The sequence below is a fragment of the Hornefia butyriciproducens genome, from assembly GCF_009695915.1.
Classification (GTDB): Bacteria; Bacillota; Clostridia; order Peptostreptococcales; family Anaerovoracaceae; genus Aminicella; species Aminicella butyriciproducens.
The window spans coordinates 108,028-132,876 of the sequence record NZ_VUMZ01000006.1 but is presented as its reverse complement, the minus strand read 5'-3'; the positions used below and the strand labels follow the sequence as shown (position 1 = coordinate 132,876).

Here is a 24,849-nt window from a genome sequence, read left to right as displayed (position 1 = left end):
AGAGATGAACAGAGAAGAATTTTATGATCTGCTGGACATCGATACCGGCGGAGATTTTCAGTATTTTGAGAATGTGGCAGAACTCTTCGAATCCTCGGAGGAAGTCAGTGACGACCTGATCTATGAGCTGCTGTCCGAATTGGATCTGGAACAGTTTGGCGAGCTTGTGGAGAATTATTTTGACCATATCGAAGACTGGATCCCGGACGGAGAGGTGGAGTTCTTCACGCTGATGACCAATATTGAACGAGTCATGCTCGGCATGATCCAGTCCCTGATCAACAACGATGAAGACGATGAAACCGACGAGACCCTGTTGCAGCTTGCCGATGAGATCGGCCGTTTCCGTCAGTGGTACAGCGATACCGACAATGTGGAATGTATCAGCGACGCCACGGGAGAAAAGAACATTCTCCCTGTGCGGGACGCGCTGGCGCTCAGCAAGGAGGAAAAACTCGGCGGAGCTGAATATACGTTTGATTTTTCTGACGCGCTGAATTATGAACTTGGAGATTTTGTCATGAGCTTCGCGGATCTCGCGGAGCTGGAGCAGTAGGAGGTCGCGCAGGCGTGTCAGGAACTACAGAGAAGAAACTGAACTTTGTCAGCGTGGCGGCGATGTATGTGGGCGTCATTATGGGCGCGGGTTTCGCATCGGGCAGGGAAACCTGGCAGTTCTTCGGGATTTTCGGGGACAAAGCCTTTTACGGCGTGGTAATCGCGGCCGCGGGTTTCGCGGCTATCGCCTACATGATCGGATATCTGGCGGTCCGCCTCAATACGAGAGATATGGGCAGGATTGTCTGCTTTATTGATAACCGGTACCTTTCCGAGGGGTTCGGTTATTTTATGGCGGTTTTTCTGTTTACTACGATTATTTCCATGACGGCGGCGGGGGGCTCCTTTCTGTATCAGCAGTTCGGCGTTCACCGGGCGATCGGCGGAGGAATCATCGCGATTCTGGTGGCGGCAACGATTCTGGGAGACTTCGATCGGATCTCCCGGCTGTTCCGGTATATCGTGCCGGTGCTGTTTGCGGTGGTCATCATATGCTGCGCCCTCGTGATTCTTTCGGATATGAAGCAGAGCGGAGCGACCGGGGGATTCAAACCCAGCAGAATGGCGCCTGACTGGCTGATCGCGGCGCCTCTCTATGTCGCATATAATATGATGGGGATGATTCCTATGGGAGCGACGGCGTCGCTGAACGCCAAAAGCCGGGGGCATGCTTTGTGGGGATCTCTGTTCGGCGGACTTCTGCTGGGGATGATGATTCTGGTGCTGGTGTTTGCGCTGCAGAAGGATATGGCATTTTCCGCCAGCCTGGATCTGCCGATGCTGGGATATTCAGTCCGGCTTTCGCCGGTTATCAATGTTTTGTACGGAAGCGTTCTGTACGTTTCCATCTATTCTGCAGCGACCAGTGTGTTCTACGGATTCACGACCAAACTGCCGGAGGGACCGCACCGGAGCAGGATTATTCTGATTTCAATTCTGATCGGATATCTGCTGGGATTGGTAGGCTTCCGGAACCTTGTCGCATATATGTATCCCATTGAAGGGTATTTCGGACTGGTGGTCATCTTCATGATCACGGTGAACTTTTTCAAAGTATTGCTTGGAGGGAAAAAGACAAGAAAGAAGGGCGTTCATGAACAATACGATTGATCCGCAGGAGCTGAAGCTGTATTATTCGTTTCCCGGATATGACCGGTTTGATTTTCCGGAAGGAATCTACCGGGTTACGGCGGGAATGGGCGGCGAGTCGCTGCTGATCTCCGGAGAAAAGTATGTGGCGCTTTACGATACGGGTATGGCGTATCCTCACCAGGCGCTGATCGGGAATATCCGGCGGGTACTTGCGAAACTGGGACGGGACAGAGTGGATATTATTTTGTTGTCGCATACGCATTACGATCATATCGGAGCGCTGCCGTACCTGCTGAAGGAATGGCCGGAGGCGGTCGTGGTTGCGGCGGACAAGGCGCGGTCGGTGTTCGCCAGTGAGGGCGCGCGCAGAACCATGAAGCGCCTGGGGGAGGTGGCCAGGGACAGCTTTTCGGACTCCTCGGAGCCTGTGATCACCGACGGTCTGCGGGTGGACTGGACGGTCGGAGACGGCTCCCGCATCGACATCGGAGGTAGGTGGCTGGATGTGCTGGAAACCGGAGGTCATACCGACTGCTCGCTGACCTATGTGCTGCAGCCGGACAGCATCATGTTTCTGTCCGAGAGCACCGGGATCATGCGGGGACAGGACGAGGTCCGCACCACGGTGCTGAAAAGCTTTCCAGATTCCATCGAGTCGGCGCGGAAATGTAAGGAATATCATCCGGAACGGATTATCGTGCCGCATTACGGCATCGTTCCGGAATTCTATACACAGAAGTATTTTGATGTCTATCTCCGGGAACTGAGGGGCGAAATAAACCTGGTTTGCGGACTGGCACAGCAGGGTATGAATGAAGAACAGATACTTGAACAGGTCGAACAGATCTACTGGTTCAAGGGAAGAGAATATTATCAGACGAAGGAGGCGTTCCGGCTGAACACTGGCATCTCTATCCGTCTGATTCTGAAAACCTACGGAAAGGACGGCATACCGACGGAATGAAGAAAATCGCATTTGCATTCGTTGCCATCGTCCTGGCGGCCTTTCTGCTGATCCTGACATTTACAGGGCTTCTGGGAACATATTTTGGAAAGAAAGCGGAGATCGTCAGTCTGATCGTGATCGCGGTCATCCTGCTGATTCTTCTGCTGCTGAACAATCGATCTGACAGGGGGAATGAGAATGATAAAGACGAGAACATTGAATAACGGAGTCCGGGTGGTCATGGAACACATGCCCTCGGTGCAGTCTGTTTCCATCGGCATCTGGGTCCACACCGGTGCGGTGAATGAAACAGATAAAAACGCGGGCGTATCTCACTTTGTAGAACACATGATGTTCAAGGGCACAGAACAGAGAACCGCGCGGCAGATTGCCGGTGATATTGACCGCATCGGCGGACAGATGAACGCATTTACCGGCAAGGAGGCGACCTGCTACTATGTGAAATCCGTCGCAGAAAATTATCGTAAGGCTGCCGATGTTCTGGTGGACATGCTGGAGCATTCTCTCTTCGATAAAACCGAGATGGATCGGGAACGCAGGGTCATCTGCGAGGAAATTAAAATGACCAGAGACACACCGGATGATCTGGCGCACGACACACTGATGGACGAGATTTTCAGGGGCGACAGTCTGGGCAATTCCATTCTGGGAACACCGACATCCCTGAAACGTATTACTCGCAATGTAATCACGGACTACGTCAGAACTCATTATGTGAGGGAAAACATCGTTGTTTCCGTCGCCGGAAAATTTGACGAGGATGATTTCTGCGAATACTTTGAGAACAGCTTTCAGACGCTGGGAAGGGAATTGCCGGAGAACCGTATGAAGCGGGGAGAATACAGACCCTCGCTCCGATCACTGAAAAAAGATATTCAACAGTCTCACCTCTGTATGGGGGTTCGTACAATTCCTCTGGGAGATGAGGATCTGTACGCGGAGAGAATCATGAACAACCTCTTCGGCGGCAGCATGAGCTCCAGACTGTTTCAGAACATCCGGGAACAGAAGGGCCTCGCCTATTCCGTCTGTTCCATGCTGGGAACGTTCAGCACTGACGGATATATGGAGATTTACGCCGGCGTCAGCCATGAGAAGATCCGCGACGCTATTGAGGGAATCCGGGAGGAACTGCAGACGCTGAAGGATGCGCCGGTATCCGGAGAGGAACTGGAGTCCTCCAGAGAACAGATGAAATCGGGGTATGTTTTCAGTCAGGAGAGTACATCCTCGCGGATGATGGCCAACGGGAAAAACTTCATGCTCATCGGACGGGTTTTTGTTCCTGAAGAGGTAATCGAGGGATATAACAAAGTCACGGTCGAAGATATTGAGCGTCTGAAGCAGATGATCTGTGATCTCGACCGGTACTCGGCGGTCGTTGTCTCGGGAACGAGGGTCAATCTGCGGTCGATGATGGGACGTGCGTGATGAAGATAAAAATAATCAGCAGAAGCGGCAGGATCCCTGCCTATGAAACAGGCGGCGCGGCGGGTTTTGATATCCGCGCGCTGCTCGAACATGATTTTGTTCTCCCTGCAGGCGGACGGGCGCTGGTGCCGACGGGGCTTTACCTCGAAATTCCGGAGGGATGTGAGGCACAGGTGCGCGCCCGGTCGGGACTGGCGATTCGTCACGGTATCGGTCTGGTCAACGGGGTAGGCACCGTGGACAGTGACTACCGCGGCGAGCTCTGCGTCCCTCTGATAAACTGGGGGGAACGGGATTTCGTGATCCACGACGGAGACCGGATTGCCCAGGTGGTGATCAGCAGGGTGGAACAGGTGGAATTTGAAGAGGTCGAAGCCCTCTCGGATACCCGGAGGGGCGGAGGAGGTTTCGGTCATACGGGGGTATAAGTATGCGGAAACGTGAAGAACTTGAGGAAAAAGAATTAAGGGAACTGTCACTGTTCGCCAGCAAGGCGGCGGTGAGCAGGGGACGTGCGGAGGAGGAGGAACCGTGTCCGTTCCGCACGTGTTTTCAGCGTGACAGGGATCGTATCATTCATTCCAAGGCGTTCCGGAGGCTGATGCACAAGACGCAGGTTTTTCTCTCTCCGGAGGGGGATCATTACCGGACGCGGCTGACGCACACGCTGGAGGTGACACAGGTGGCCCGGACGATTGCCCGGACGCTGAATCTGAATGAGGATCTTACGGAGGCCATCGCACTTGGGCATGATCTGGGGCATACCCCCTTCGGTCATAACGGTGAGAGCGTGCTGAACGCCATCTGCCCCGGAGGATTCCGTCACAACGAGCAGAGTCTGCGGGTAGTGGATGTGCTGGAATACCATAACGGAAAGCGGGGAATGAATCTCACCTTTGAAGTCCGCAACGGTATCCTCAATCATACCGGGAATCTTAAGGCAAAGACGCTGGAGGGGCAGATCGTCGGAATCAGCGACAGAATCGCCTATATCAACCACGACATCGATGACGCCATCCGCAGCGGTGTGATCCGGCAGAAAGATCTTCCGTCCGGCCCTATCGAGCTGTTCGGAGAACGGCACGGCGACCGGATTGCCAACATGATTGAAAACGTGGTCATGAACAGCGACGGAAAAAACGAGATCGCCATGGACGAGGAACATGCAGAGCAGCTGAATGTTCTGCGTGATTTCATGTTTAAAAACGTCTATAAAAGCAGATCGGTGAAGAAAGAGGAAGACCTTGCCAAGGTGGAGGTCGTCCTGACTTCCCTGTATAACTATTTTCTGTCGCATCCTGAAAAGATGCCGGACGATCTCCGGGAGCTGGGAAAGGATGAAGGAACGGAAATCGCCGTGAAGGATTATGTGGCGGGGATGACAGACCGGTACGCGGTGAGCCTGTACACGGACATTTTCGTACCGGACATGACCTACGGATATCGAAAATGAACGCCGCGCGGGAGTGCGGAAGAAAGAGCCGGAATTCCCGCCGGCTTTTTTTGTTATCTGAAAAATGTAACATACGCGGTAAAAAAAAGAGATAAAAAATAGTCGTTTTAGAGGAAAACGGAACATTTTACGGAATAATACAGTATGAGTGTTTCATTTTCTGCAGGGTCAATTGAAAATCTGAAGAGCCGGGTCGATATAGTTGATGTGATCGGGCAGGTCGTTCCGCTGAAACGGGCGGGTTCCAACTATAAAGGGCTCTGTCCGTTCCACGGCGAGAAGACGCCCTCTTTTATGGTGTCGGAATCGAGGCAGTATTTTACCTGCTTCGGCTGCGGCGCAAAGGGTGACGTGATCGAGTTCGTAAAGCGGTACTATAACATGGATTTTGTAGAAGCCGTGGAGAAGCTGGCCCGGGATTACGGCGTGACGATGGAGACGCGAAACTACGATGATCACCGCGGAGAATATTATGAAATCAACCGCATGGCGGCGCAGTTCTTCTACGACGCGTTCACAAAGAAGGCGAACCGGGGGTACAGCTACATGGAAGGACGGGGAATCGCTCCGGCAACTCTGAAGAAGTTCGGAATCGGCTATGCAGATGGAGAGTGGGACAGCCTGTACCGGTTCATGGTGTCTCAGGGTGTAGAGGTGAAAAAACTTCAGGAGCTGGGTTTGGTTTCCACCAGTAAGGGTAAATGTTATGACAGATTCCGCAATCGCGTCATGTTTCCGATTATCAACACGAGCGGGAAGGTGATCGGATTCGGAGGAAGAGCCGTCAGCCCGGAGGACAATCCTAAATATCTGAATTCGCCGGAGAGCAGAATTTTCCAGAAAAAGAACAATCTGTACGGCTTGAACATATCCCGGAAGGCGGCGGGGGACGAGGGCTTTCTGATCCTTGTGGAAGGGTATATGGACGTCATCGCCCTCTATCAGAGCGGAGTACACAATGTCGCGGCGTCACTTGGGACGGCGCTTACAGAGAATCAGGCCAGACTGATTCATCGATATACAAAGGAAGTCGTGCTGAGTTATGACGCCGACCGGGCCGGACGGGCCGCTGCTCTGCGCGGAATTGAGATCCTCCGGAAGGAGGGTAGCAAGGTGAAGGTGCTTCACGTTACAGACGGAAAGGATCCGGACGAGTATGTGAAGAAGAACGGCCGGGATGCCTTTCTGGAACTGGTCGGAAATGCTTTGTCCTACGGAGAATACAAGCTGGAATCCGCGAAGCTGGGGTATGATCTGAGCAGCGACGAGGGCCGCCTCGATTATATGAAAAAGGCGGTGGAAATCATCGCCGCAATGAGTCCTCTGGAGCAGGAAATTTATAAAAAAAAGATGGCCGGAGACCTGGGTGTCGCGGAGTCAGCCATCGATCGGGAACTTGCGCTTCGCGACGGCAGAAGATCGCCGCAGACATCGGAGACCAGAAGGCAGATGCGCCGGGAGGAAAATGCACCTGAAGCGCGTGAGGAAATTTCCCCGCTTGAAAAGACGCTTCTGAAGCTGGTTCTGACCGATGACGACTATCTTCCGCGGCTTGCTGAGGAAAAAGATGTAGAACTTTCGCTTCCCGCGCAGGATATCCTTGAGCATGCTCTGCGGGAGAAGGAGCGGCATCCGGACGCTGTTACGGATACCGTACAGCTGATTGAGGGACTGCCTGAACCGGAGAGCCGGGCGCTGCAGCAGCTGATGGAGGAGATCATGCTGGACCCGGAGCATGAGAAGGTGTACGAGGAATGTCTGAAGACAGCAAGAAGCGAGAAACTGGCAAAGCGGGAGCAGGAGATTCTGACGATGCTCTCCATGGCGGACGAGGGCGGCAGCCAGGAACAGATTCGGCAGATGACCGACGAACTGATGCGAATACAGAGAGAACGGAAAAATCTCAGATGATAAGATAAACAGATAATCAGGCGAAACGCATTCACATAGAAACAGAGGAGAAACGGATGGCAAACGAAACAAAGAAAAAAACAACTGTGACAAAAAAGAAGCCTGCGGCGAAGAAGGGGGCAGACCACAAAAAGGCAAAGCCGGCGGAGAACGGTCAGGGAGCCGGTAACGCTCCGGCGGCAGATGAACTGGCGGGACTCAAGCCAGACGAACTGAAGGCCGAACTGGTCAAGAGACTTCTTGCCCGAGCCGGGGAGAAGAAACAGATTCTGACGTATTCTGACATGGCCGATTATCTGGACAAGTATGATCTGGACAAGAACGCTATCGACGAAATCTACGAGGAACTTCTGTCCCGGGACGTAGAGATTACAACGGAATCCGCGCCGGAGGACTTTGCTATGATCCTGGACGGCGACGACGATGACGAGCCCGACGATGACGGCGTGGTGCTGACAAAATCCGGCGAAATCGATGTGGACGCAACGGTTCCCAAGGGAATTGCCGTTGACGATCCGGTTCGTATGTATCTGAAGGAGATCGGTAAGGTTCCTCTTCTGACGGCAGAGGAGGAGATCGACCTTGCGAAGCGGATGGAGATGGGCGATGAAAGAGCCAAACAGCGTCTCTGCGAGGCGAATCTCAGACTTGTCGTCAGTATCGCGAAACGTTATGTCGGCCGGGGGATGCTGTTCCTTGACCTGATTCAGGAGGGCAACCTCGGACTGATCAAGGCGGTCGATAAATTCGATTACCGGAAGGGTTATAAATTCTCGACTTATGCGACCTGGTGGATCCGCCAGGCGATCACCCGTTCCATTGCAGATCAGGCGAGAACGATCCGGATCCCGGTGCATATGGTGGAGACGATCAACAAGCTGATCCGGGTTTCCCGTCAGCTGCTTCAGACCTATGGGAGAGAGCCGACGCCGGAAGAGATCTCAAAGGAAATGGGGATTTCAGTCGAAAAGGTTCGGGAGATTCAGAAGATTGCCCAGGAGCCGGTTTCGCTGGAAACGCCTATAGGCGAGGAGGAAGACAGCCATCTGGGCGACTTTATTCCGGACGACGATGTGCCCGCCCCGGCAGAGGCGGCGGCCTTTTCCATGCTGAAGGAGCAGCTGGTGGAGGTGCTGGATACGTTGACAGAACGGGAGCAGAAGGTGCTGAAACTCAGGTTCGGGCTGGAGGACGGCCGCTCCCGGACACTGGAAGAGGTCGGCAAGGAATTCGACGTTACAAGGGAACGGATCCGCCAGATTGAGGCGAAGGCTCTCCGGAAACTGCGCCATCCCAGCAGGAGCAAGAAACTGAAAGATTATCTGGAATAGAGATACGCATGGAGCAGAAATGAAACTCAGCGAAAGATTACAGACGATCGCCGATGAAATCAGAACGGGAGAAACCATGGCCGACATCGGCACAGACCATGGTTTTTTGCCTATTTATCTAAAGCAGAGCGGAAGATGTCCCAAGGTGATTCTGACAGACGTCAGCCGCGGGTCGCTGAACAAGGCGATGCGGGACTGCCGCATCTACGGCCCGGAAGAGGAGTTTGATCTGCGGATCGGCGACGGCCTGTCCGTGCTGCGGCCGGGCGAGGTGGACAATATAGTCATTGCAGGGATGGGTGGCATCCTGATTACAGAAATTCTGGGCGCGGATCCCCAATTGAGCCGATCCTTCGGCACATATATCCTGCAGCCCAGGAACAACCTCGGACGGCTTCGCTTCTGGCTGGCGGAAAACGGATACGAAAGGATTCGGGAGCATATCGTAAGGGAAGGCCGGTTTCTGCCGGTGATTATGACTGTACGGCCGGGAGAGACCGCCGACCGTCACGACCGTTATGAAGACGCTCCGGAGCTGTGGGATTATCCTGATTCAATGCTGAGGGACCGGAACCCGTACAGCCGGGAATACCTCGAGGCAGAGCGGGAGCGGCAGCAGAGGATTCTGGACGCGGTTTCAGCAGGAGGCGGAGAGCATCGTATACAGGAACAAAAGGCGGTTCGGCGGCTGCGCCGGATCGGGGATTTGTTAAGGGAGATGAATTGAAATGATAAAGGAAAAATTTTATCGGATCATGGAAGGAATTTGCCCGGTTGAACTGGAGGAAGACTGGGACAACTGCGGGATACAGATCAACACAGAATTTCAGGATGTGGAGCGGATTCTGGTCGCGCTGGAAATCACCGATGCGGTGATCGACGAGGCGATTGAGAGAGATGCGGATATGATCGTAACACATCACCCTCTGATTTTCGGCGGCCTGCATAATGTTGACCACAGCAATATCACCGGAAAGTATATCAACCGTCTGATCCGCGCGGGGATTTCCGTATATTCCTGCCACACATCTTTCGATACAATGGAGGGAGGAAACAACGATCATTTCGGTGAGGTGCTGGGTCTCAATGATGTGGAGCCCTTTGAAAGCGGAAACCGTTTCTGCCGCAAGGGCGTGACGCCGATGGAGATCAGTTTCCAGGAGTTCATTTATCAGGCGGCAGAGGCTCTGGGCGTCAGCGTCCGGTTCTTCAGCGCGACGGGAGACCTGAAACGGAAGATCTGCACTGTGGGATGGTGTACCGGCTCCGGCGCGGAATTCATGCGGGAGGCTGTCGATGAAGGCTGCGACCTGTACATCACCGGAGACCTGAAATATCATGATGCGCAGAACGCCAAAGCTATGGATCTCTGTGTCCTGGACGCAGGCCATTACGGAACGGAAAAAATCTTTGTCGATAACATGGCGGAAATCCTGAGCCGCAAAACAAATTGTGAGATCCTGAAAACGAAGATTGATATCAATCCGTTTGTATGATAAAATAAGCATTCAATGGGCAGGCCAGACAATCGCGTGCACAGCATGAGGAAAGTCCGGGCTCCGCAGGGCAGGGATGCCGTGATAACGTCCGGCGTAGGTAACTATAGGGAAAGTGCAACAGAAACACACCGCCGAAACGGGTTATGCCGTGGTAAGGTTGAAATGGTGAGGTAAGAGCTCACCGGCGTCATGGAGACATGGCGGCCGTGTAAACCCCATCCGGAGCAAGGTCGGAGGGCAGTATGGTGGCGGCCCGTCACCGCCCGAAAGGTGGACCGCATGAGCGCGCAGAGATGTCGCGCCTTAGATAGATGATTGTCGAATACAGAACCCGGCTTACAGACCTGCCCATTTTTTATTAGTAAAAAACTGTTACTGATGTGATTACAGAACAGGTGATTAGATTAGAGGAAAAAAGGGAATCAAGATTATCGGAACAGAAACAGAAAGGAAGAAAGTGAAAAATAAGCATAAGGGCGAAAAACCGGAAACGATTGACAGCGAAAGAGAAGCTGACGAAGTACTGACTGATGTCGGGACGGAAACCGGAGAAATGAGAATCGACAGCGACGCGAACAAGATGGGGTCGGCACCGGTGGGGAGGCTGCTCGCATCCATGGCGTGGCCGGCGATGCTGTCTATGACTATAGCGGCGCTTTACAACATTGTAGACAGTGTCTTTGTCGCGATGCTCAGCGAGAAAGCTCTGACGGCCGTATCGCTGATTATGCCGCTGCAGATGCTGATGATTTCAGTCGCAGTGGGCAGTGCGGTGGGAGTCAATTCGCTGATTGCCAGAAGGCTGGGGGCCAAACGGTTCGAGGAAGCCGACAAGGCGGCAAGCACCAGTATCCGGATCGGCGTGTTCAATTTCGTTGCGTTTGCGGTAATCGGCCTTTTGATTGCTGAGCCTTTTATGAGTGCGTATTCGGATGATCCTGAGATTTTTTCTTACGGAGTGGCATATCTCCGCATCGTCACGACGCTGTGTCTTTTCAGCATGGTGGAGATTCAGCTGGAGAAGGTGCTGCAGGCCACGGGAAATATGATCGCACCGATGATCATCAGTCTCAGCGGTGCAGTGACAAATATTGTGCTGGACCCGATTCTGATTTTCGGACTGCTGGGTATGCCCCGGCTTGAGGTGGCGGGTGCCGCACTGGCCACAGTGATTGGCCAGGGTGTGTCCATGGCTGTGGCGATATGGATCATCCGTCACCGGGAGCACGCAGTGGAGGTTCGTCTCCGCGGCTTCAAAATAGACTGGAGGGTAGTGAAAGATATTTATGCGGTCGGATTGCCGGGCATGGTGATGCAGGCGATTGGATCCTTTATGTTGCTGGGTTATAACGCGATTCTGGCAGTGAATGCGACAGCGGTGGCGGTGCTCGGTGTTTATTTCAAGCTGCAGTCCTTTGTCTTCATGCCGGTGTTCGGTCTGAATCAGGGCGCCATGCCTATAATGGGGTACAATTACGGAGCAAGAAACCGTGAACGACTGATGAAAACATATAAATGCGCGCTGATTACTGCGCTGGTGATCATGAGCTGCGGTGTGGTTGCGTTTCACGTAGCGCCGGGGCTCCTTCTGAAACTCTTCAGTGCGGATGCGAATATGATGGAAATCGGCATACCAGCGCTTCGTATCATCAGTCTGTGCTTCATTCCGGCCGCCTTCGGCATCATTTGTTCCACACTGTTCCAGAGTACAGGACACGGCGTGTACAGCCTGTTTGCGTCGCTGCTTCGTCAGCTTTTGGGCATACTGCCGCTGGCTTATCTTTTGTTCCACTATGTGGGTCTGACTGCCTCCTGGGCGTCTTTCCCGCTTGCGGAGATCATCGGGACGACGTATTCCGCAATAATGATTGCGCATCTGTACAAAAAAGAGATTCGGGATCTGTAGGGCGGAAAACGTGTTACATCAGAGGGTGAATATGAAATTAGGAATCGATATCGGATCGACCACCGTGAAACTGGTGGCATTGGACGAAAATGAGAATGTAATATACTCAAGATATGAGCGGCATATGTCGAATGTCTTCGACAAGGTCGATGAACTGGTGAACGATATGTACCGGGAAATGGGAGATGCAGAACTGCAGCCGGTGATTACCGGATCCGGCGGGCTTGCTCTTGCCAAACTTCTGGGGATCCGCTTCGAGCAGGAGGTTATTGCCTGCAGTAAAGCGGTTGAAACGCTGATTCCGGAAACGGATGTCGCCATCGAGCTTGGCGGGGAAGATGCCAAGATTACCTTCTACGGCGCGACCATCGAGCAGCGGATGAACGGTACCTGTGCAGGAGGTACCGGCGCTTTTATCGACCAGATGGCGATTCTGCTGAATACGGACGCCGGAGGACTGAATGAGGTCGCCAGAGATTACAAGGTCATCTATCCTATTGCGGCGCGGTGCGGAGTGTTCGCCAAGACAGACATCCAGCCGCTGATCAATGACGGCGCGGCGGTGCCGGATCTGGCAGCCTCGATTTTCCAGGCGGTAGTGAATCAGACCATAAGCGGGCTTGCATGCGGTCATGTGATTAAAGGAAAAGTTGCGTTCCTCGGCGGACCGCTGTCCTTCCTCTCGGAACTTCGCAAGCGCTTCATTGAAACGCTGGGACTTTCAGATGAGGACGTTATCTTTCCGGAGGACTCGAAGTATTTTGTCGCCATCGGTGCGGCGATGCTCAGTGGAAACGAGGAGCCGGTGCGCCTGGGAGAGATCGTGAACCGGATGAAGACGGCGGATAAATCTCAGATGGCGGAGACCAGACATGTGGAGCCGCTGTTTGCGAACGGCCAGGAGTACGAGGAATTTCGGAACCGGCACAACAAAGATAAAATCAAGAGGAAAGATATCAGGAAAGCCAAGGGAAACGTGTATCTCGGAATCGACGCCGGATCTACGACGACGAAGGCGGCGCTGATCGATGAAGACCGGTGCCTTCTGTATTCGTTTTACCGCAGCAACGAGGGAAATCCTGTAGAAGCTGTACGGGCGATGCTCAGGGAACTGTATTCCCGGCTGCCGTCCTCTGCGGTGATCGCCAACACCGCGGTCACCGGATACGGGGAAGGCCTGATTAAGGCGGCGTTCAAGGCGGACATGGGTGAAATCGAGACCATGGCGCACTACAAAGCCGCCGCTGAATTCCTGCCCGGAGTGGATTTCATTCTGGATATCGGCGGGCAGGATATGAAGTGCATGAAAATCAAAGACGGCGCGATCTACAATATCATGCTGAATGAGGCCTGCTCCAGCGGCTGCGGCTCATTCCTGGAAACCTACGCCAAATCCGTCAACCTGGACACTGACGCTTTCGCGCACGAGGCTTTGTTCGCGGACAGCCCGGTGGATCTGGGGACACGATGCACCGTGTTTATGAACTCCAAGGTGAAACAGGCGCAGAAGGAAGGGGCATCCATCGGAGATATCTCCGCAGGGCTTTCCTATTCCGTTATCAAGAATGCGCTGTATAAAGTCATCAAACTCCGGAACAATGACGAAACCGGAGATAAAATCGTTGTGCAGGGCGGAACCTTCATGAATGACGCTGTCCTCCGCAGCATTGAAAAAATCATCGGGAAAAATGTTGTCCGACCGGATATCGCAGGTCTGATGGGCGCCTACGGATGCGCATTGATCGCTCAGGACAATTATGTGACCGGAACCCGTTCCTCTATCATCGGAAAAGAGGAACTGGAGGACTTTCATGTGGAGCATTCCAACGGCAGATGCCACGGGTGTGAAAATCAGTGTATCCTGACAATTAATAAATTCAGCGACGGCTCCAGATTCATCACGGGCAACCGCTGTGAAAAGGGAGCGGGAGGGCAGATGACCGATCATCAGATCCCCAATCTGTACGCTTATAAATTCAAGCGTCTGTTCGACTACAAACCGCTGTCCGATTTTGATGCCGAAAGAGGTACCGTGGCGATTCCGCGCGTGCTGAACATGTACGAGGATTATCCGTTCTGGTTCACATTCTTTACAAAGCTGAAATTCAGGGTCGAACTGTCGCCGCCCTCGAGCAAGCACATTTACAGCATGGGGCTGGAGACTATCTCCTCGGACACCGCATGCTATCCGGCGAAGCTGGTACATGGGCATATTAAATGGCTGGTGGACCAGGGGCATCAGTTTATCTTCTATCCGAGTCTCAACTTTGAGAAGTCGGAGGATCCGGATGCACCGAACCATTATAACTGCCCGATCGTCGCAACTTATCCTGAGGTCATCGCGAACAATATGGATGATCTGTTCGCAGAGAAGAACGTCAGGTTCCTCCATCCGTTCCTGCCGTATGACAGCGATCTCCGGCTGATCCGGGAACTTGGCCGTGTCCTCAAACCGCTGCATATCAGCCATGAGGAAATACGCAAGGCTGTACTGACTGCGCGTACAGAGCAGACCCGGTTCAAGAGAGACATTCAGAAGCAGGGGGAGTACGCCCTGAAATATGCCAGAGATCACGGAAAGAAGGTCATTATCCTTGCAGGTCGCCCGTATCACCTGGATCCGGAGATCAACCACGGGATTGACAAAATGATCAATTCCTTTGATATGGTCGTGATTACCGAGGATTCCATTTCCGGACGGGTCAGCCTTCCGAGACCGATACGCGTACTGGATCAGTGGGTCTACCATTCCAGGCTGTATAAGGCGGCGGTCTTCGCAGGTGAACATGAAAATGTGGAGCTGGTTCAGCTGAATTCCTTCGGCTGCGGGTTGGACGCTGTTACCACGGATCAGGTTGAGGAAATCTGCCGCAGACATAATAAATTGTATACGGTACTGAAAATCGATGAAGTCTCGAATCTGGGAGCTGCGAAAATCCGCATCCGTTCGCTGAAAGCGGCGATGGAGGAGCGAGAGAAAAACAATATTCACATCGTTCATGGCGGGGAACCTGCCAAACGCAGGATCTTTACTCGTGAGATGCGTGAGAATTACACACTGCTGATTCCGCAGATGTCGCCGATCCACTTCAATTATCTGAAGGAGGCGATGAAGGCCTGCGGATACAACGTGGTGCTCCTTCCGCCGGTAGACAAAAACTCAGTGGAAGAGGGTCTGAAATACATCAATAATGATGCCTGCTATCCGACGATCGTGACACTGGGGCAGATTATCTCCGCGCTGAAATCCGGAGAATATGACCTGAACCGCACTGCAGTGTTCATGTCGCAGACCGGCGGCGGATGCCGCGCCAGCAATTACGTTTCGCTGCTGCGGAAAGCGCTGGCGGATCTGGGTATGAGTCAGATTCCGGTAGTGTCATTCAACGTCGTCGGACTGGAAAAGAACCCCGGTTTTAAAATTACCGCCAAAATGGGCTTCATGCTGGCGGTCGGCTGTATTTACGGAGATCTGATGATGCGGCTTCTCTATGCGACTCGGCCCTATGAGAAAACTCCCGGTACCTGTCAGGCTCTGATGGAGAAATGGTATCAGCCGATTGTGGACAATATTCTGAACTTCAACAGAAAAGTCTACGCGGAGAACATGAGGAAAATCGTAGAGGATTTCGACAGCGTAGAACGGCTGGATGTGAAAAAGCCGAAGGTGGGTGTGGTCGGAGAGATTCTTGTCAAATATCATCCGAACGCCAACAATGATATCGTGGGAACCATTGAGGCTGAAGGCGGTGAAGCCGTGGTGCTGGATCTGATCGACTTCTTCCTTTATGGAATGGAGAACAAAAAATTCAACTATGAGCATCTGTCCGGCACATGGAAGTCCATGAAGATCAATCAGATGGCTATCCGCGGTGTGGAATGGCTGCGAAAGCCGATGAGAGATGCGCTGGTAAACAGCCGGCATTACACAGAGCCCGCCCGCATTGAGGAGACGGCGCGCGCTGCATCGCAGGTTGTGTCCATCGGAAATCAATGCGGAGAGGGATGGCTGCTGACCGGTGAAATGGTGGAGCTGATTCACAGCGGTGTGGAGAACATCGCGTGCCTGCAGCCGTTCGCGTGTCTTCCGAATCACGTTACGGGAAAAGGCATGATGAAGGCGATACGTAAAATGAATCCCAAGGCGAATATCGTCGCCATCGATTACGATCCCGGTGCCAGCGACACCAATCAGCTGAACCGTATTAAGCTTATGATGAGCACGGCCCACAAAAATCTTGAGACAGAGCTCGCTCAGCAGGCCGGAGCGGAATAAAAGGAAATATTTGACATATCACCCGGAAGATGGTAAAATTGATAGTGTCAGAAACCAGGCTCAGGCAGTCCCTTAAGGGGCTGCCTTTTCTGTTTCTGGAAATCGACAGAACTGCAGCATGCTGCAGTTTTTTTGTGTGTAGGAGGTAAAAGATGGCAAGACAGCGAAACAAACGATGGATACGATGGAAACAATGGAGAAGGATGACGTTGCGCGGCGGTGCGGTCTGTCTGGGAGCGCTGATCCTGGGAACGGCATGCCTTTCTGCGGAAACCCGGTGCGTTGACGCAAAGGTCACTGTGACTGTCCGGGAACAGAGGACATCCGGAACCGGGGGAGAAGAGAACTCGCATCAGAAACTGATTGTATCGGCGTTTTATGAGGGACTGATTCAGGGAGGAGCTTATCGTCTGGAAATCCGACTTCAGGATGCGGAAGGGAATTCGTTACAGCCGGAAAGTGAAGACAGGAAGATAATCGTACATGATTTTACGGCGGGAGGAGGACGCGCCGAAGACTCTTCGTCTGTGGTGACAGAACCGGATCCCCAGACGGAGTCCGGGCAGAAGGAGCGGGAAGTGCGGGGAGAGACTGTTTCTCCGGGGACAGAGAACAGAGGAAACGCCGGCACGGAAACCGTGGAGAAGGGTCGGAAACCATCGGAGTCCGTTGCTCCGGAACCTGAAACGTCAGAGGATCCAGAGACGCTTAGGGATTCGGAATCCGGAGCGGTGGACGTTACCTATGATGCTGTCACGGGAAAAAGCAGTACTGTGGGCGAGCCGGATGATGCATACGCCAGCGGAATTCTCACAAAGGAAATCGCCGTCGACGTCCGGAAGGCGGCGGGGAAACCTGTTTTTGTCAATGTACGGTGCTTTGCGGATGGGGAAGTCGTATGCGAGGGAACGCAGCAGTTTAGTTTCACTTCGTCGGCAAAGAAGGCAGGCGGCAGCACGGATAAGAACGAGAGAAAGGAGAATGCTGAAAAGGCCGAAAATAACGAAAAGAGCGGGACGCATCCGGCCGAAGACCCCGCATCCGTGCAGTCAGAGGACGGTGCGGCAGACAGAGCCTCAGAAGACACAGGGACGGCGATGACAGAGGAGAAGCCGGGGGACGGGAAGAACCGAAACGGCAGTTCTACTGCAGAGGCCGGAGAAGCGCAGGCGATTCCCGTTGAGGAGGACGATCCGGATGAGGACAGTACTTCGGCGGAATCAGAATCACATGGTATGGGTCCGTTTACCGGAGACACGGGAGCAGAGCTGGTTACTGCTCTGTTTTTTATTATGGCGGCTCTGATGACGGGAGCATGCGCAGTCGGACTTCGCATTCTGCGCGGCGGAAAGGAGTAAAGGCGTGATGATGACGAAAAAACTTCTGACCGCTCTGGTTCTCACGGCGGGACTGATGCTCCCCGCGGGAGCATGGGGGAAAACGTCCGGAGACAGCGCAGCGTTTCAGAACGATTCCGCGATGTATGCGGTGAGCAGAGTGCATGGAGATACCGTCGTGCTCCGGTGGTCGAGACGGAATTTCGCGGACGGGTACGAGGTTTCCTGGGGAAGCTCGCAGAATCCCGCCGATGGAAGGATAATACGTCTGCGGGAAAAGAAACTCACCAGTATACGGATCAGGCGGTTGAAAAATGCGAACAGTCTTCGCTTCCGGATCCGATGCTACAGAATCACCGGCGGAGAAAAGCTGGTTTCACCCTGGATAGAGACCGAAAAACAGACACGGATTGCAGGATTCTGCGATGTAAAACAGACGGATATCCGTGCGAAAAAGAACAGTGTGGTTCTTTCCTGGAAAGGCCGGCGGGAGAAAAAAGGGGGAGGTTCCGGAAACTACGTGGTATACAGGCGTGAAAAAGGAGAATCCGTCTGGCATGCCGTGGGCAGCGTCACGGATGAGGGAAGTTCCGGACAGATCCGTTTTACCGACACACATCCGCTGAAAAACAGATCAGCAGAATATACGGTCAGACACCGGCAGATTTTTATTACAACGCGTCCCGACCGTGTGGATACCGGGCTGCAGCCGGCGGAAAACGCACCGTCGAATCAGTTTTTGTTCAGGCAAGGCATACAGAGCGATGCAGCAAAGAAAAAGACCGGCGGAGAGACGGACGGCGGAAAACGTAAAGGAGCATCAGCAGACCGGCAGATGAAATGGGAGCCGGGACAAAGGGTCACGTATCTGAAGAAGAAAGGAAGGGCGCTGAATGTCCGGGCACTGGCGGGAAAAAAACTGTGGGGTTACTATACGACGCAGGGGGCATGCAGTGACGGGAATTACGTCTACATGGCCTTTGTCCTGCGCAGAGACAATTATCGGTATGCGAAGATTATGAAGATACGGCTCCGGGATCTGACATGCGTCCGGGTTTCGGACCGTCTTGCCATCGGGCATGCGAACGACATGACCTATGATCCGGAACGCGGAGAGCTGATTACAACAGCATGCAATAAGGGGACGGGAAGCAGACTGTATGTGGACAGGATCAGTGCATCAAATCTGAAGCATCTGACACGGACGAAGATCCGGATTCCCGACTCGGTCCGGGGTGCCGGCAGTGCGAGACTGCGTTCTGTCCGCGGATTCAGCGCAGTGCAGTACGACGGGAAGAGCCGCCGGTTTTACCTGAAAATCTGGGGACAGCGGGCGTTTTTTGTTTTGGATCGCGATTTCAGAATCAAAAGCTACTTCATCACTCCGGGAGTACGTCAGGACGTTACAGCGCAGGGGATATCCATGCACAAAGGAAAGTTCCTGAGGGCATACAGCAAGGCGCAGTCGAGCGACCGCAACCTCGTGATCTGTTCGGATGGAACCGGCGGAAAGCCGAAGACTGTACGTCTGAGAGTGACCGGAGAACTGGAGAGTTTGTTTCCTGTGGGAGAAGAACTTTACGGAACCGTACACCGCAGATACAGGGACTGCGGCGGACGGGACCGGGTTTTCTCCTACATCATCCGGATAGACTCGAAAAAATAGAGAGATTAAACGGCACGCGCAGAACAGTGAAAATCGCGGGAATTCGGAATAAAAACCAAGTCGATATTGAAAATGGAACGTTTTTGTTGTATAATACCGTAGTTGAGTATGACTTAAAAATTGAAAATACAAAGAAGGAGGTGTCTCCATGGGAAGACACGGCACAATCGCGGGCAGAAAGGCGGCACAGGATTCCAAGAGGGCCGCACTGTTCACGAAGTATGCGAAAACCATTACGGTAGCGGCAAAGGACGGAGGAGATCCGGAATATAATGCGAGTCTGCGCGTTGCCATTGAAAAAGCAAAAGGCATCGGCATGCCGAACAACAATATCGAACGCGCCATCAAGAAAGGCACAGGCGAGTTGGGCGGAGCGGCCTATGAAGAACTGAAATTCGAGGGATACGGTGCAGGCGGAGTTGCGATCATCGTCGACTGTCTGACAGACAATACCAACCGGACGACCTCGGCAGTCCGTTCTTTGTTCGACAAGCACGGCGGAAATCTGGGTACGCCGGGATGTGTATCCTACATGTTTGCCAGAAAGGGCGTAATCATCATTGAGAAGACAGACGATGTGGATGAGGACACGCTGATGGATGCGGCGCTGGAGGCCGGAGCAGAGGATATGACCACCAATGAGGACAGCTTTGAGATCACCACGGATCCGGCAGATTATCCGGCGGTGGATGACGCACTGAGAAAGGCGGGCTATGAGCTGGTGGAGTCTGAGGTTGAATATGTTCCGTCCGTGGAGAGCACGCCGGACGAAAAGGATCTTCGCAAGCTGAAGAAACTGGTGGATTTCCTGGAGGACAACGACGACGTTCAGAGTGTCCATACCAATTGTTCGGTGGATCTGGAAGAACTGGAATAGCCGGACCGTTCGGGGAGACCGGAGAGGTTTTGCATAAGAGTTTTTCTGATTCCGGTCGTTTTGGATTGTAAAACGGAACGGATTGGAGTATAATAAATTTGCCTGGAACATGCGTTAAGGGCTCTTAATTGAACCTACAGCTTTTTATAGGGAATCCGGAGTTCCCGGGCGGATGTCAAGCCTCCTCAGAGAGGACGGCAGAAGCACAGGACAGGGTACCCACCTATCATTTTTGATAGGCGTCAATTAAGTCCTGACGGTGTCCTGGGTTTTTTTCTGTATCACGAACAATTGCGGGGGATATCAGTATGAAGAATAGAATCGTCATCATCGATGGAAACAGTCTGATCAACCGTGCTTATTATGCCATGCAGAAGCCGATGATTACGAAAGAGGGAATTTACACTCAGGGGATCTTCGGCTTTTTAAATATGCTTAATCGGATTCTGGATGATTATGATCCGGATTATATGGCAGTCGCATGGGATATGCGCGCGCCCACTTTCCGGCACGAGGCATATAAGGACTACAAGGCGGGCCGCAGGAAGATGCCGGCGGAACTTGCGATGGAACTTGAGCCCATGAAGAAGATTCTGGACGCCATGCATATTCACAATCTGGAACTGGAGGGCTATGAGGCGGACGATATCATCGGGACGCTGGCCCGCAGAGGAGAAGAGGAAGGGCTCGATCCGCTGATTATCACCGGCGACAAGGACGCGCTTCAGCTTTGTACCCACAAGACGCAGGTTCTGATTACCCGCAGGGGAATTTCGGAATTTGATTTGTTCGATTACGACAAAATGCTGGAGCGGTATGAGGTGACCCCGGAGCAGTTCGTCGATTTAAAGGGGCTGATGGGAGATTCCTCTGACAATATTCCCGGAATCCCCGGTGTCGGTGAGAAAACCGGCATCAAACTGCTGAAGCAGTTCGGCTCGGTGGCTGAACTGCTGGCACACACTGATGAAATCTCAAACGCCAGACTGAGGGCGAAGGTGGAGGAAAACGCACAGCTGGCGGCCATGAGCCGCAAACTAGCAGAAATCAACACCCATGTTCCTCTGGATATTGAAATCGAATCTCTTCACAGAAAAGAGCCGGATTACGAGAAGCTTGTTGAACTCTATACAAAACTGGAGTTCAACCGTTTCCTGCGGCAGCTGAATGCCGGAGGAGTCGGGAACGTGCTGACAGAAACCGTTTCGGATGACACTGAGTATGAGAAGCACCGTATCGATTCGCCGGAAGATCTGAAACTGCTGGAGGCGTTGCCGGAAGGGTCAGAAATCCTGATCCGGGTTTTCGGAAATAATGATCATGTGGAGACGCCGGTGATTCAGGGAATCTCGCTGATATGCGGGAATCAGAGTTTCTTTGTGACGACTGAAGGACAGACAGAGAGCCGGCTGATTGAGATTCTGAACCGGGGGAATTTCCGATATGCCGGACACGACCTGATCGCAGATTATTATATGCTGATGAGCCTGGGACTCAGAGATCCGGTTACCGCCTTCGACAGCGCAGTCGCAGAATATGTGCTGGATCCCGGACGGTCAAACTATGACCTTAAGACTCTGTCATTTGAGTACCTGCATACGGAAATTCAGTCTGAGAAGGAATTCCGGGAAGCGAACGGCCAGATGGATCTTCTGGGACAGGACCTGGAGGCCATGGAGGAATACGGCGCGCAATGGTGCCGGAATGTGAAGCTTATTCGACGTCTTCAGGAGGGAAAGATCAGTGATAACGGACAGGAAAAACTCTGCTTCGAAATCGAGTTTCCGCTGATTGCGGTTCTCGCAGGCATGGAGGTCGAGGGAGTTTCCGTGGATCGCGGTACGCTGGAGGAAATCGGCGACAGCCTGAGCGGAGAGGTAGACGGAATAGAAACTCAGATCTATGAACTCTGCGGAGAAAAATTCAATGTGAACTCTCCGGCACAGCTCGGACCTGTTCTGTTTGAAAAGCTGGGTCTCCCGGCGGGAAAAAAGACAAAGCGCGGATACAGCACCAGTGCGGAGGTTCTGGAGAAGATTCGGGACAAGCATCCGGTGGTACCTCTGATTCTGCAGTACAGAACCCTGACCAAACTGAACAGTACTTACGTTGAGGGGATTCGTCCGCTGATCGGCAGTGACGGCAGAATACATGCGCATTTCCAACAGACGGTGGCGGCAACCGGACGCCTGAGCTGCACAGAACCGAATCTGCAGAACATCCCTGTTCGCTATGAGATGGGGAGACAGCTGCGCAGAGCCTTTGTGGCAGGAGAAAAAGAACTCCTGATCGGCGCAGACTATTCACAGATCGAGTTGCGGATCATGGCGCATCTCTCCGGCGATGAGAATCTGATTTCCGCGTTCAACAACGGGGATGACATCCATCGGATGACCGCGGCCCGCGTATTCGAACTGGATTATGACAAGGTTACTCCGCTGGACCGCAGCCGCGCCAAGGCGGTGAATTTCGGCGTAATCTACGGCATGAGCAGTTTCGGGCTGTCTGAAAATCTGCATATAAGCCGCAAAGAGGCGGAACGGTACATTCAGGAATATTTTCAGAAGCACCGCGCTGTTAAAGAGTATCTGGATTCCCAGGTGGCGTACTGCAGAGAACACGGTTATACGCTGACGATGTTCGGACGGCGCCGGTATATCAATGAAATCGGCTCTTCCAACTACATGACCCGCCAGCTTGGAGAACGGCTCGCGATGAACAGTCCAATTCAGGGAACCGCGGCAGATATCATTAAAATCGCCATGAACCGGGTCTTCAGGGAACTGACGGAGCGCGGCATGAAATCCAGACTGGTGCTTCAGATTCACGACGAACTGATTATCTGTGCGGCAGAGGATGAGGTTGAAGATGTGAAGGAACTTCTGCTGCGGAATATGGAAAGTGCGGCAGAACTGTCGGTGGAGCTCTCCTGTGACATGAATACGGGACGGTCCTGGTATGATCTGAAAAACTGATACGGAAGCTCACAAAGGATAGGCAGGACAAAGGAATGACACGGGCGACACAGACAGCCAGAGAGCCGCAGGGCGCAAGGCTGCACGGTACAGACAAACAAAGGCAATACAGAGGGAACCATGAGAAAAATTATCGGAATCACGGGCGGAATCGGCACGGGAAAGTCAACTGTATCCGCATATCTGAAGGAGCAGGGGTATCCCGTCGTCGATGCGGATCAGATCGCCCGCAAGGTGACAGAAAAGGGAAGCGCGACTCTGGCTGAGCTGGCGAGAAACTTCGGAAGCGGCATTCTAGACCGCGACGGGGGACTTGACCGCCGGAGGATGGCGGAACTGGCGTTTTCCTCTCCGGAGAAAAAAGCCAGACTGGAGGCGATCGTAACGTCCCGGGTAATCGCGGAAACGGCGGCGAGAATCCGGGAACTGCGGCAGGAAGACGGACCGGTGGCTTTTCTGGATGCGCCGACCCTGTATGAGACAGGATCAGACGTTTTGGTGGACGAGGTATGGCTGGTCACTGCGGACGAGAGCGTCCGGGTCAGGAGGGCCGCGGACAGGGACGGATGCAGCGAGGCCGAGATCCGGAGAAGAATCCGCAGCCAGATGAGCGAAGAAGAAAAGCGCTGCCGGGCGGATTACATTATTGATAATTCTGACGGATTGGAGCAGCTTTACACCCGAATCCGTGCATTGATAAAAAAACATGATTAATCGGGGAAAACTTGCGAGTTTTATTTGACAAAGAGCCGAAATTGAATTATAGTAGTAGCGTAGGTTTTTTGAAAAATGTGCGGCTGTGGCGGAATTGGTAGACGCGCACGCTTGAGGGGCGTGTGGGCAACCGTGCTGGTTCGAGTCCAGTCAGCCGCACCATTTTTTTTATACTATGCCGGCGTGATGGAATTGGCAGACGTGCGGGATTCAAAATCCCGTGGTGGAAACACCGTATGGGTTCGACCCCCATCGCCGGCACCACGTAGCACAGGTATACAGGAGGAAACAGGATCTTATGAAGTTTGGTACATTTTTGATGGCGTCGTCAACCAGTTCGTTCGCGTTCCAGATGCTGATTCTTGTCGCGTTCATCGTATTGATGTATTTTCTGCTGGTCAGACCGCAAAAGAAAAAGGAGAAAACCGTCAACGAGATGAGAAATTCGCTGCGAGTCGGCGATGAGATCATTACCATCGGAGGAATCTGCGGAAAGATTGTGAAGACAAAGGATCAGTCCTTGATTATTCAGGTCGGCGCGGATAAGACGAAATTCGAGGTTATGAGATGGTCCATTTCGTCTGTGACGTCGAAGAGCAAGAAGGGCGACCAGAAAGGTGCAGGCGGACTTGATGAGGATGAAGAGTCAGAAGTAAGAACACGCAAGTCTTCCCCGAAGAGATTGAAGAAGGCCAAGAGCGAAGAGCCGGCTGAGAAAAAGGATGCTAAAGCCGAGAAAGCTCCGGCCAGTGCTGAAGAAAAGGGAGAGGCTGCTGTGAAGGAAGACGCTTCCGGTACGGACAGCACAGCGGATAGTGCGGCTGAAAAATAGAAAACAGCCCTGTGTGCAGGGTGG

19 protein-coding genes, 2 tRNA genes and 2 other RNA genes are annotated in these 24,849 nt (G+C 53.0%); all 23 read left to right on the top strand.

Annotated elements, in window-relative coordinates; all coding sequences use genetic code 11:
- The first annotated feature begins 4 nt into the window (after positions 1–4).
- The 23 genes from FYJ64_RS07610 (at position 5) to yajC (ending at position 24,825) form a co-directional block, all read left to right on the top strand.
- Positions 5–556, top strand: coding sequence for a hypothetical protein (locus FYJ64_RS07610; RefSeq protein ID WP_154574578.1), 552 nt, complete (start codon positions 5–7; stop codon positions 554–556).
- A gap of 14 nt (positions 557–570) precedes the next feature.
- Positions 571–1,668 carry a YkvI family membrane protein gene (locus tag FYJ64_RS07605; protein ID WP_154574577.1) on the top strand — a complete coding sequence of 366 codons (1,098 nt, stop codon included), beginning with the start codon at positions 571–573 and terminating at the stop codon, positions 1,666–1,668.
- Positions 1,652–2,614 (top strand): MBL fold metallo-hydrolase, encoded by a 963-nt coding sequence (locus FYJ64_RS07600; protein ID WP_154574576.1) that lies wholly within the window; start codon positions 1,652–1,654, stop codon positions 2,612–2,614. The genes FYJ64_RS07605 and FYJ64_RS07600 overlap by 17 nt, the downstream gene beginning before the upstream one ends.
- Entirely contained in the window at positions 2,611–2,820 is a 210-nt protein-coding gene (locus tag FYJ64_RS07595) for a hypothetical protein (protein WP_154574575.1), read from the top strand. Before FYJ64_RS07600 ends, FYJ64_RS07595 begins: the two co-directional genes overlap by 4 nt.
- Positions 2,795–4,048, top strand: a complete 1,254-nt coding sequence (locus FYJ64_RS07590; RefSeq protein WP_206045591.1) for a M16 family metallopeptidase — start codon at positions 2,795–2,797, stop codon at positions 4,046–4,048. The genes FYJ64_RS07595 and FYJ64_RS07590 overlap by 26 nt, the downstream gene beginning before the upstream one ends.
- A complete protein-coding gene (gene dut / locus FYJ64_RS07585) occupies positions 4,048–4,476 on the top strand; it encodes a dUTP diphosphatase (RefSeq protein ID WP_154574573.1) in 429 nt (142 codons plus the stop codon). Before FYJ64_RS07590 ends, dut begins: the two co-directional genes overlap by 1 nt.
- 2 nt (positions 4,477–4,478) lie before the next feature.
- On the top strand, positions 4,479–5,501 hold the full coding sequence (locus tag FYJ64_RS07580) for a deoxyguanosinetriphosphate triphosphohydrolase (protein WP_154574572.1): 1,023 nt from the start codon (positions 4,479–4,481) through the stop codon (positions 5,499–5,501).
- A gap of 144 nt (positions 5,502–5,645) precedes the next feature.
- Positions 5,646–7,412 (top strand): DNA primase, encoded by a 1,767-nt coding sequence (gene dnaG, locus FYJ64_RS07575; RefSeq protein ID WP_154574571.1) that lies wholly within the window; start codon positions 5,646–5,648, stop codon positions 7,410–7,412.
- Between the two features lie 56 nt (positions 7,413–7,468).
- Positions 7,469–8,743, top strand: coding sequence for an RNA polymerase sigma factor RpoD (gene rpoD / locus FYJ64_RS07570; RefSeq protein WP_154574570.1), 1,275 nt, complete (start codon positions 7,469–7,471; stop codon positions 8,741–8,743).
- A 19-nt stretch (positions 8,744–8,762) separates the two neighbouring features.
- Complete coding sequence (locus FYJ64_RS07565) at positions 8,763–9,470, top strand: tRNA (adenine(22)-N(1))-methyltransferase (RefSeq protein WP_154574569.1); 708 nt, start codon at positions 8,763–8,765, stop codon at positions 9,468–9,470.
- A gap of 1 nt (position 9,471) precedes the next feature.
- Positions 9,472–10,239, top strand: coding sequence for a Nif3-like dinuclear metal center hexameric protein (locus FYJ64_RS07560; protein ID WP_154574568.1), 768 nt, complete (start codon positions 9,472–9,474; stop codon positions 10,237–10,239).
- A gap of 16 nt (positions 10,240–10,255) precedes the next feature.
- Positions 10,256–10,597: RNase P RNA component class A (rnpB, locus tag FYJ64_RS07555), an RNA gene on the top strand.
- A gap of 102 nt (positions 10,598–10,699) precedes the next feature.
- Positions 10,700–12,148, top strand: a complete 1,449-nt coding sequence (locus tag FYJ64_RS07550) for an MATE family efflux transporter (RefSeq protein WP_321074328.1) — start codon at positions 10,700–10,702, stop codon at positions 12,146–12,148.
- 31 nt (positions 12,149–12,179) lie between these two features.
- Entirely contained in the window at positions 12,180–16,424 is a 4,245-nt protein-coding gene (locus tag FYJ64_RS07545; RefSeq protein WP_154574567.1) for a 2-hydroxyacyl-CoA dehydratase, read from the top strand.
- 152 nt (positions 16,425–16,576) lie between these two features.
- Complete coding sequence (locus tag FYJ64_RS07540) at positions 16,577–17,782, top strand: putative sodium/potassium/calcium exchanger (protein WP_154574566.1); 1,206 nt, start codon at positions 16,577–16,579, stop codon at positions 17,780–17,782.
- A gap of 7 nt (positions 17,783–17,789) precedes the next feature.
- On the top strand, positions 17,790–19,427 hold the full coding sequence (locus tag FYJ64_RS07535; protein ID WP_154574565.1) for a fibronectin type III domain-containing protein: 1,638 nt from the start codon (positions 17,790–17,792) through the stop codon (positions 19,425–19,427).
- Between the two features lie 148 nt (positions 19,428–19,575).
- Positions 19,576–20,304 carry a YebC/PmpR family DNA-binding transcriptional regulator gene (locus FYJ64_RS07530; protein WP_154574564.1) on the top strand — a complete coding sequence of 243 codons (729 nt, stop codon included), beginning with the start codon at positions 19,576–19,578 and terminating at the stop codon, positions 20,302–20,304.
- A 96-nt stretch (positions 20,305–20,400) separates the two neighbouring features.
- Positions 20,401–20,579: non-coding RNA, 6S RNA (ssrS, locus tag FYJ64_RS07525), on the top strand.
- Positions 20,580–20,612: 33 nt separating this feature from the next.
- Complete coding sequence (gene polA, locus FYJ64_RS07520) at positions 20,613–23,279, top strand: DNA polymerase I (RefSeq protein ID WP_154574563.1); 2,667 nt, start codon at positions 20,613–20,615, stop codon at positions 23,277–23,279.
- Positions 23,280–23,399: 120 nt separating this feature from the next.
- The gene (gene coaE / locus FYJ64_RS07515) at positions 23,400–23,993 is read left to right on the top strand and encodes a dephospho-CoA kinase (RefSeq protein WP_154574562.1); all 594 of its coding nucleotides are present in this window, start codon (positions 23,400–23,402) and stop codon (positions 23,991–23,993) included.
- A 79-nt stretch (positions 23,994–24,072) separates the two neighbouring features.
- Positions 24,073–24,155: transfer RNA gene (locus tag FYJ64_RS07510), tRNA-Leu, on the top strand.
- 15 nt (positions 24,156–24,170) lie between these two features.
- A tRNA-Leu gene (locus tag FYJ64_RS07505) sits at positions 24,171–24,257 on the top strand.
- Between the two features lie 34 nt (positions 24,258–24,291).
- Positions 24,292–24,825, top strand: coding sequence for a preprotein translocase subunit YajC (gene yajC, locus FYJ64_RS07500; protein WP_235897147.1), 534 nt, complete (start codon positions 24,292–24,294; stop codon positions 24,823–24,825).
- The last annotated feature ends 24 nt before the right edge of the window (positions 24,826–24,849 follow it).

Coding starts and splice junctions, on each gene's coding strand:
- FYJ64_RS07610 (WP_154574578.1), top strand. CDS start 5: ATGAACAGAGAAGAATTTTATGATCTGCTGGACATCGATACCGGCGGA.
- FYJ64_RS07600 (WP_154574576.1), top strand. CDS start 1,652: ATGAACAATACGATTGATCCGCAGGAGCTGAAGCTGTATTATTCGTTT.
- FYJ64_RS07595 (WP_154574575.1), top strand. CDS start 2,611: ATGAAGAAAATCGCATTTGCATTCGTTGCCATCGTCCTGGCGGCCTTT.
- FYJ64_RS07590 (WP_206045591.1), top strand. CDS start 2,795: ATGATAAAGACGAGAACATTGAATAACGGAGTCCGGGTGGTCATGGAA.
- dut (WP_154574573.1), top strand. CDS start 4,048: ATGAAGATAAAAATAATCAGCAGAAGCGGCAGGATCCCTGCCTATGAA.
- FYJ64_RS07580 (WP_154574572.1), top strand. CDS start 4,479: ATGCGGAAACGTGAAGAACTTGAGGAAAAAGAATTAAGGGAACTGTCA.
- dnaG (WP_154574571.1), top strand. CDS start 5,646: ATGAGTGTTTCATTTTCTGCAGGGTCAATTGAAAATCTGAAGAGCCGG.
- rpoD (WP_154574570.1), top strand. CDS start 7,469: ATGGCAAACGAAACAAAGAAAAAAACAACTGTGACAAAAAAGAAGCCT.
- FYJ64_RS07565 (WP_154574569.1), top strand. CDS start 8,763: ATGAAACTCAGCGAAAGATTACAGACGATCGCCGATGAAATCAGAACG.
- FYJ64_RS07560 (WP_154574568.1), top strand. CDS start 9,472: ATGATAAAGGAAAAATTTTATCGGATCATGGAAGGAATTTGCCCGGTT.
- FYJ64_RS07545 (WP_154574567.1), top strand. CDS start 12,180: ATGAAATTAGGAATCGATATCGGATCGACCACCGTGAAACTGGTGGCA.
- FYJ64_RS07540 (WP_154574566.1), top strand. CDS start 16,577: ATGGCAAGACAGCGAAACAAACGATGGATACGATGGAAACAATGGAGA.
- FYJ64_RS07535 (WP_154574565.1), top strand. CDS start 17,790: ATGATGACGAAAAAACTTCTGACCGCTCTGGTTCTCACGGCGGGACTG.
- FYJ64_RS07530 (WP_154574564.1), top strand. CDS start 19,576: ATGGGAAGACACGGCACAATCGCGGGCAGAAAGGCGGCACAGGATTCC.
- polA (WP_154574563.1), top strand. CDS start 20,613: ATGAAGAATAGAATCGTCATCATCGATGGAAACAGTCTGATCAACCGT.
- coaE (WP_154574562.1), top strand. CDS start 23,400: ATGAGAAAAATTATCGGAATCACGGGCGGAATCGGCACGGGAAAGTCA.
- yajC (WP_235897147.1), top strand. CDS start 24,292: ATGAAGTTTGGTACATTTTTGATGGCGTCGTCAACCAGTTCGTTCGCG.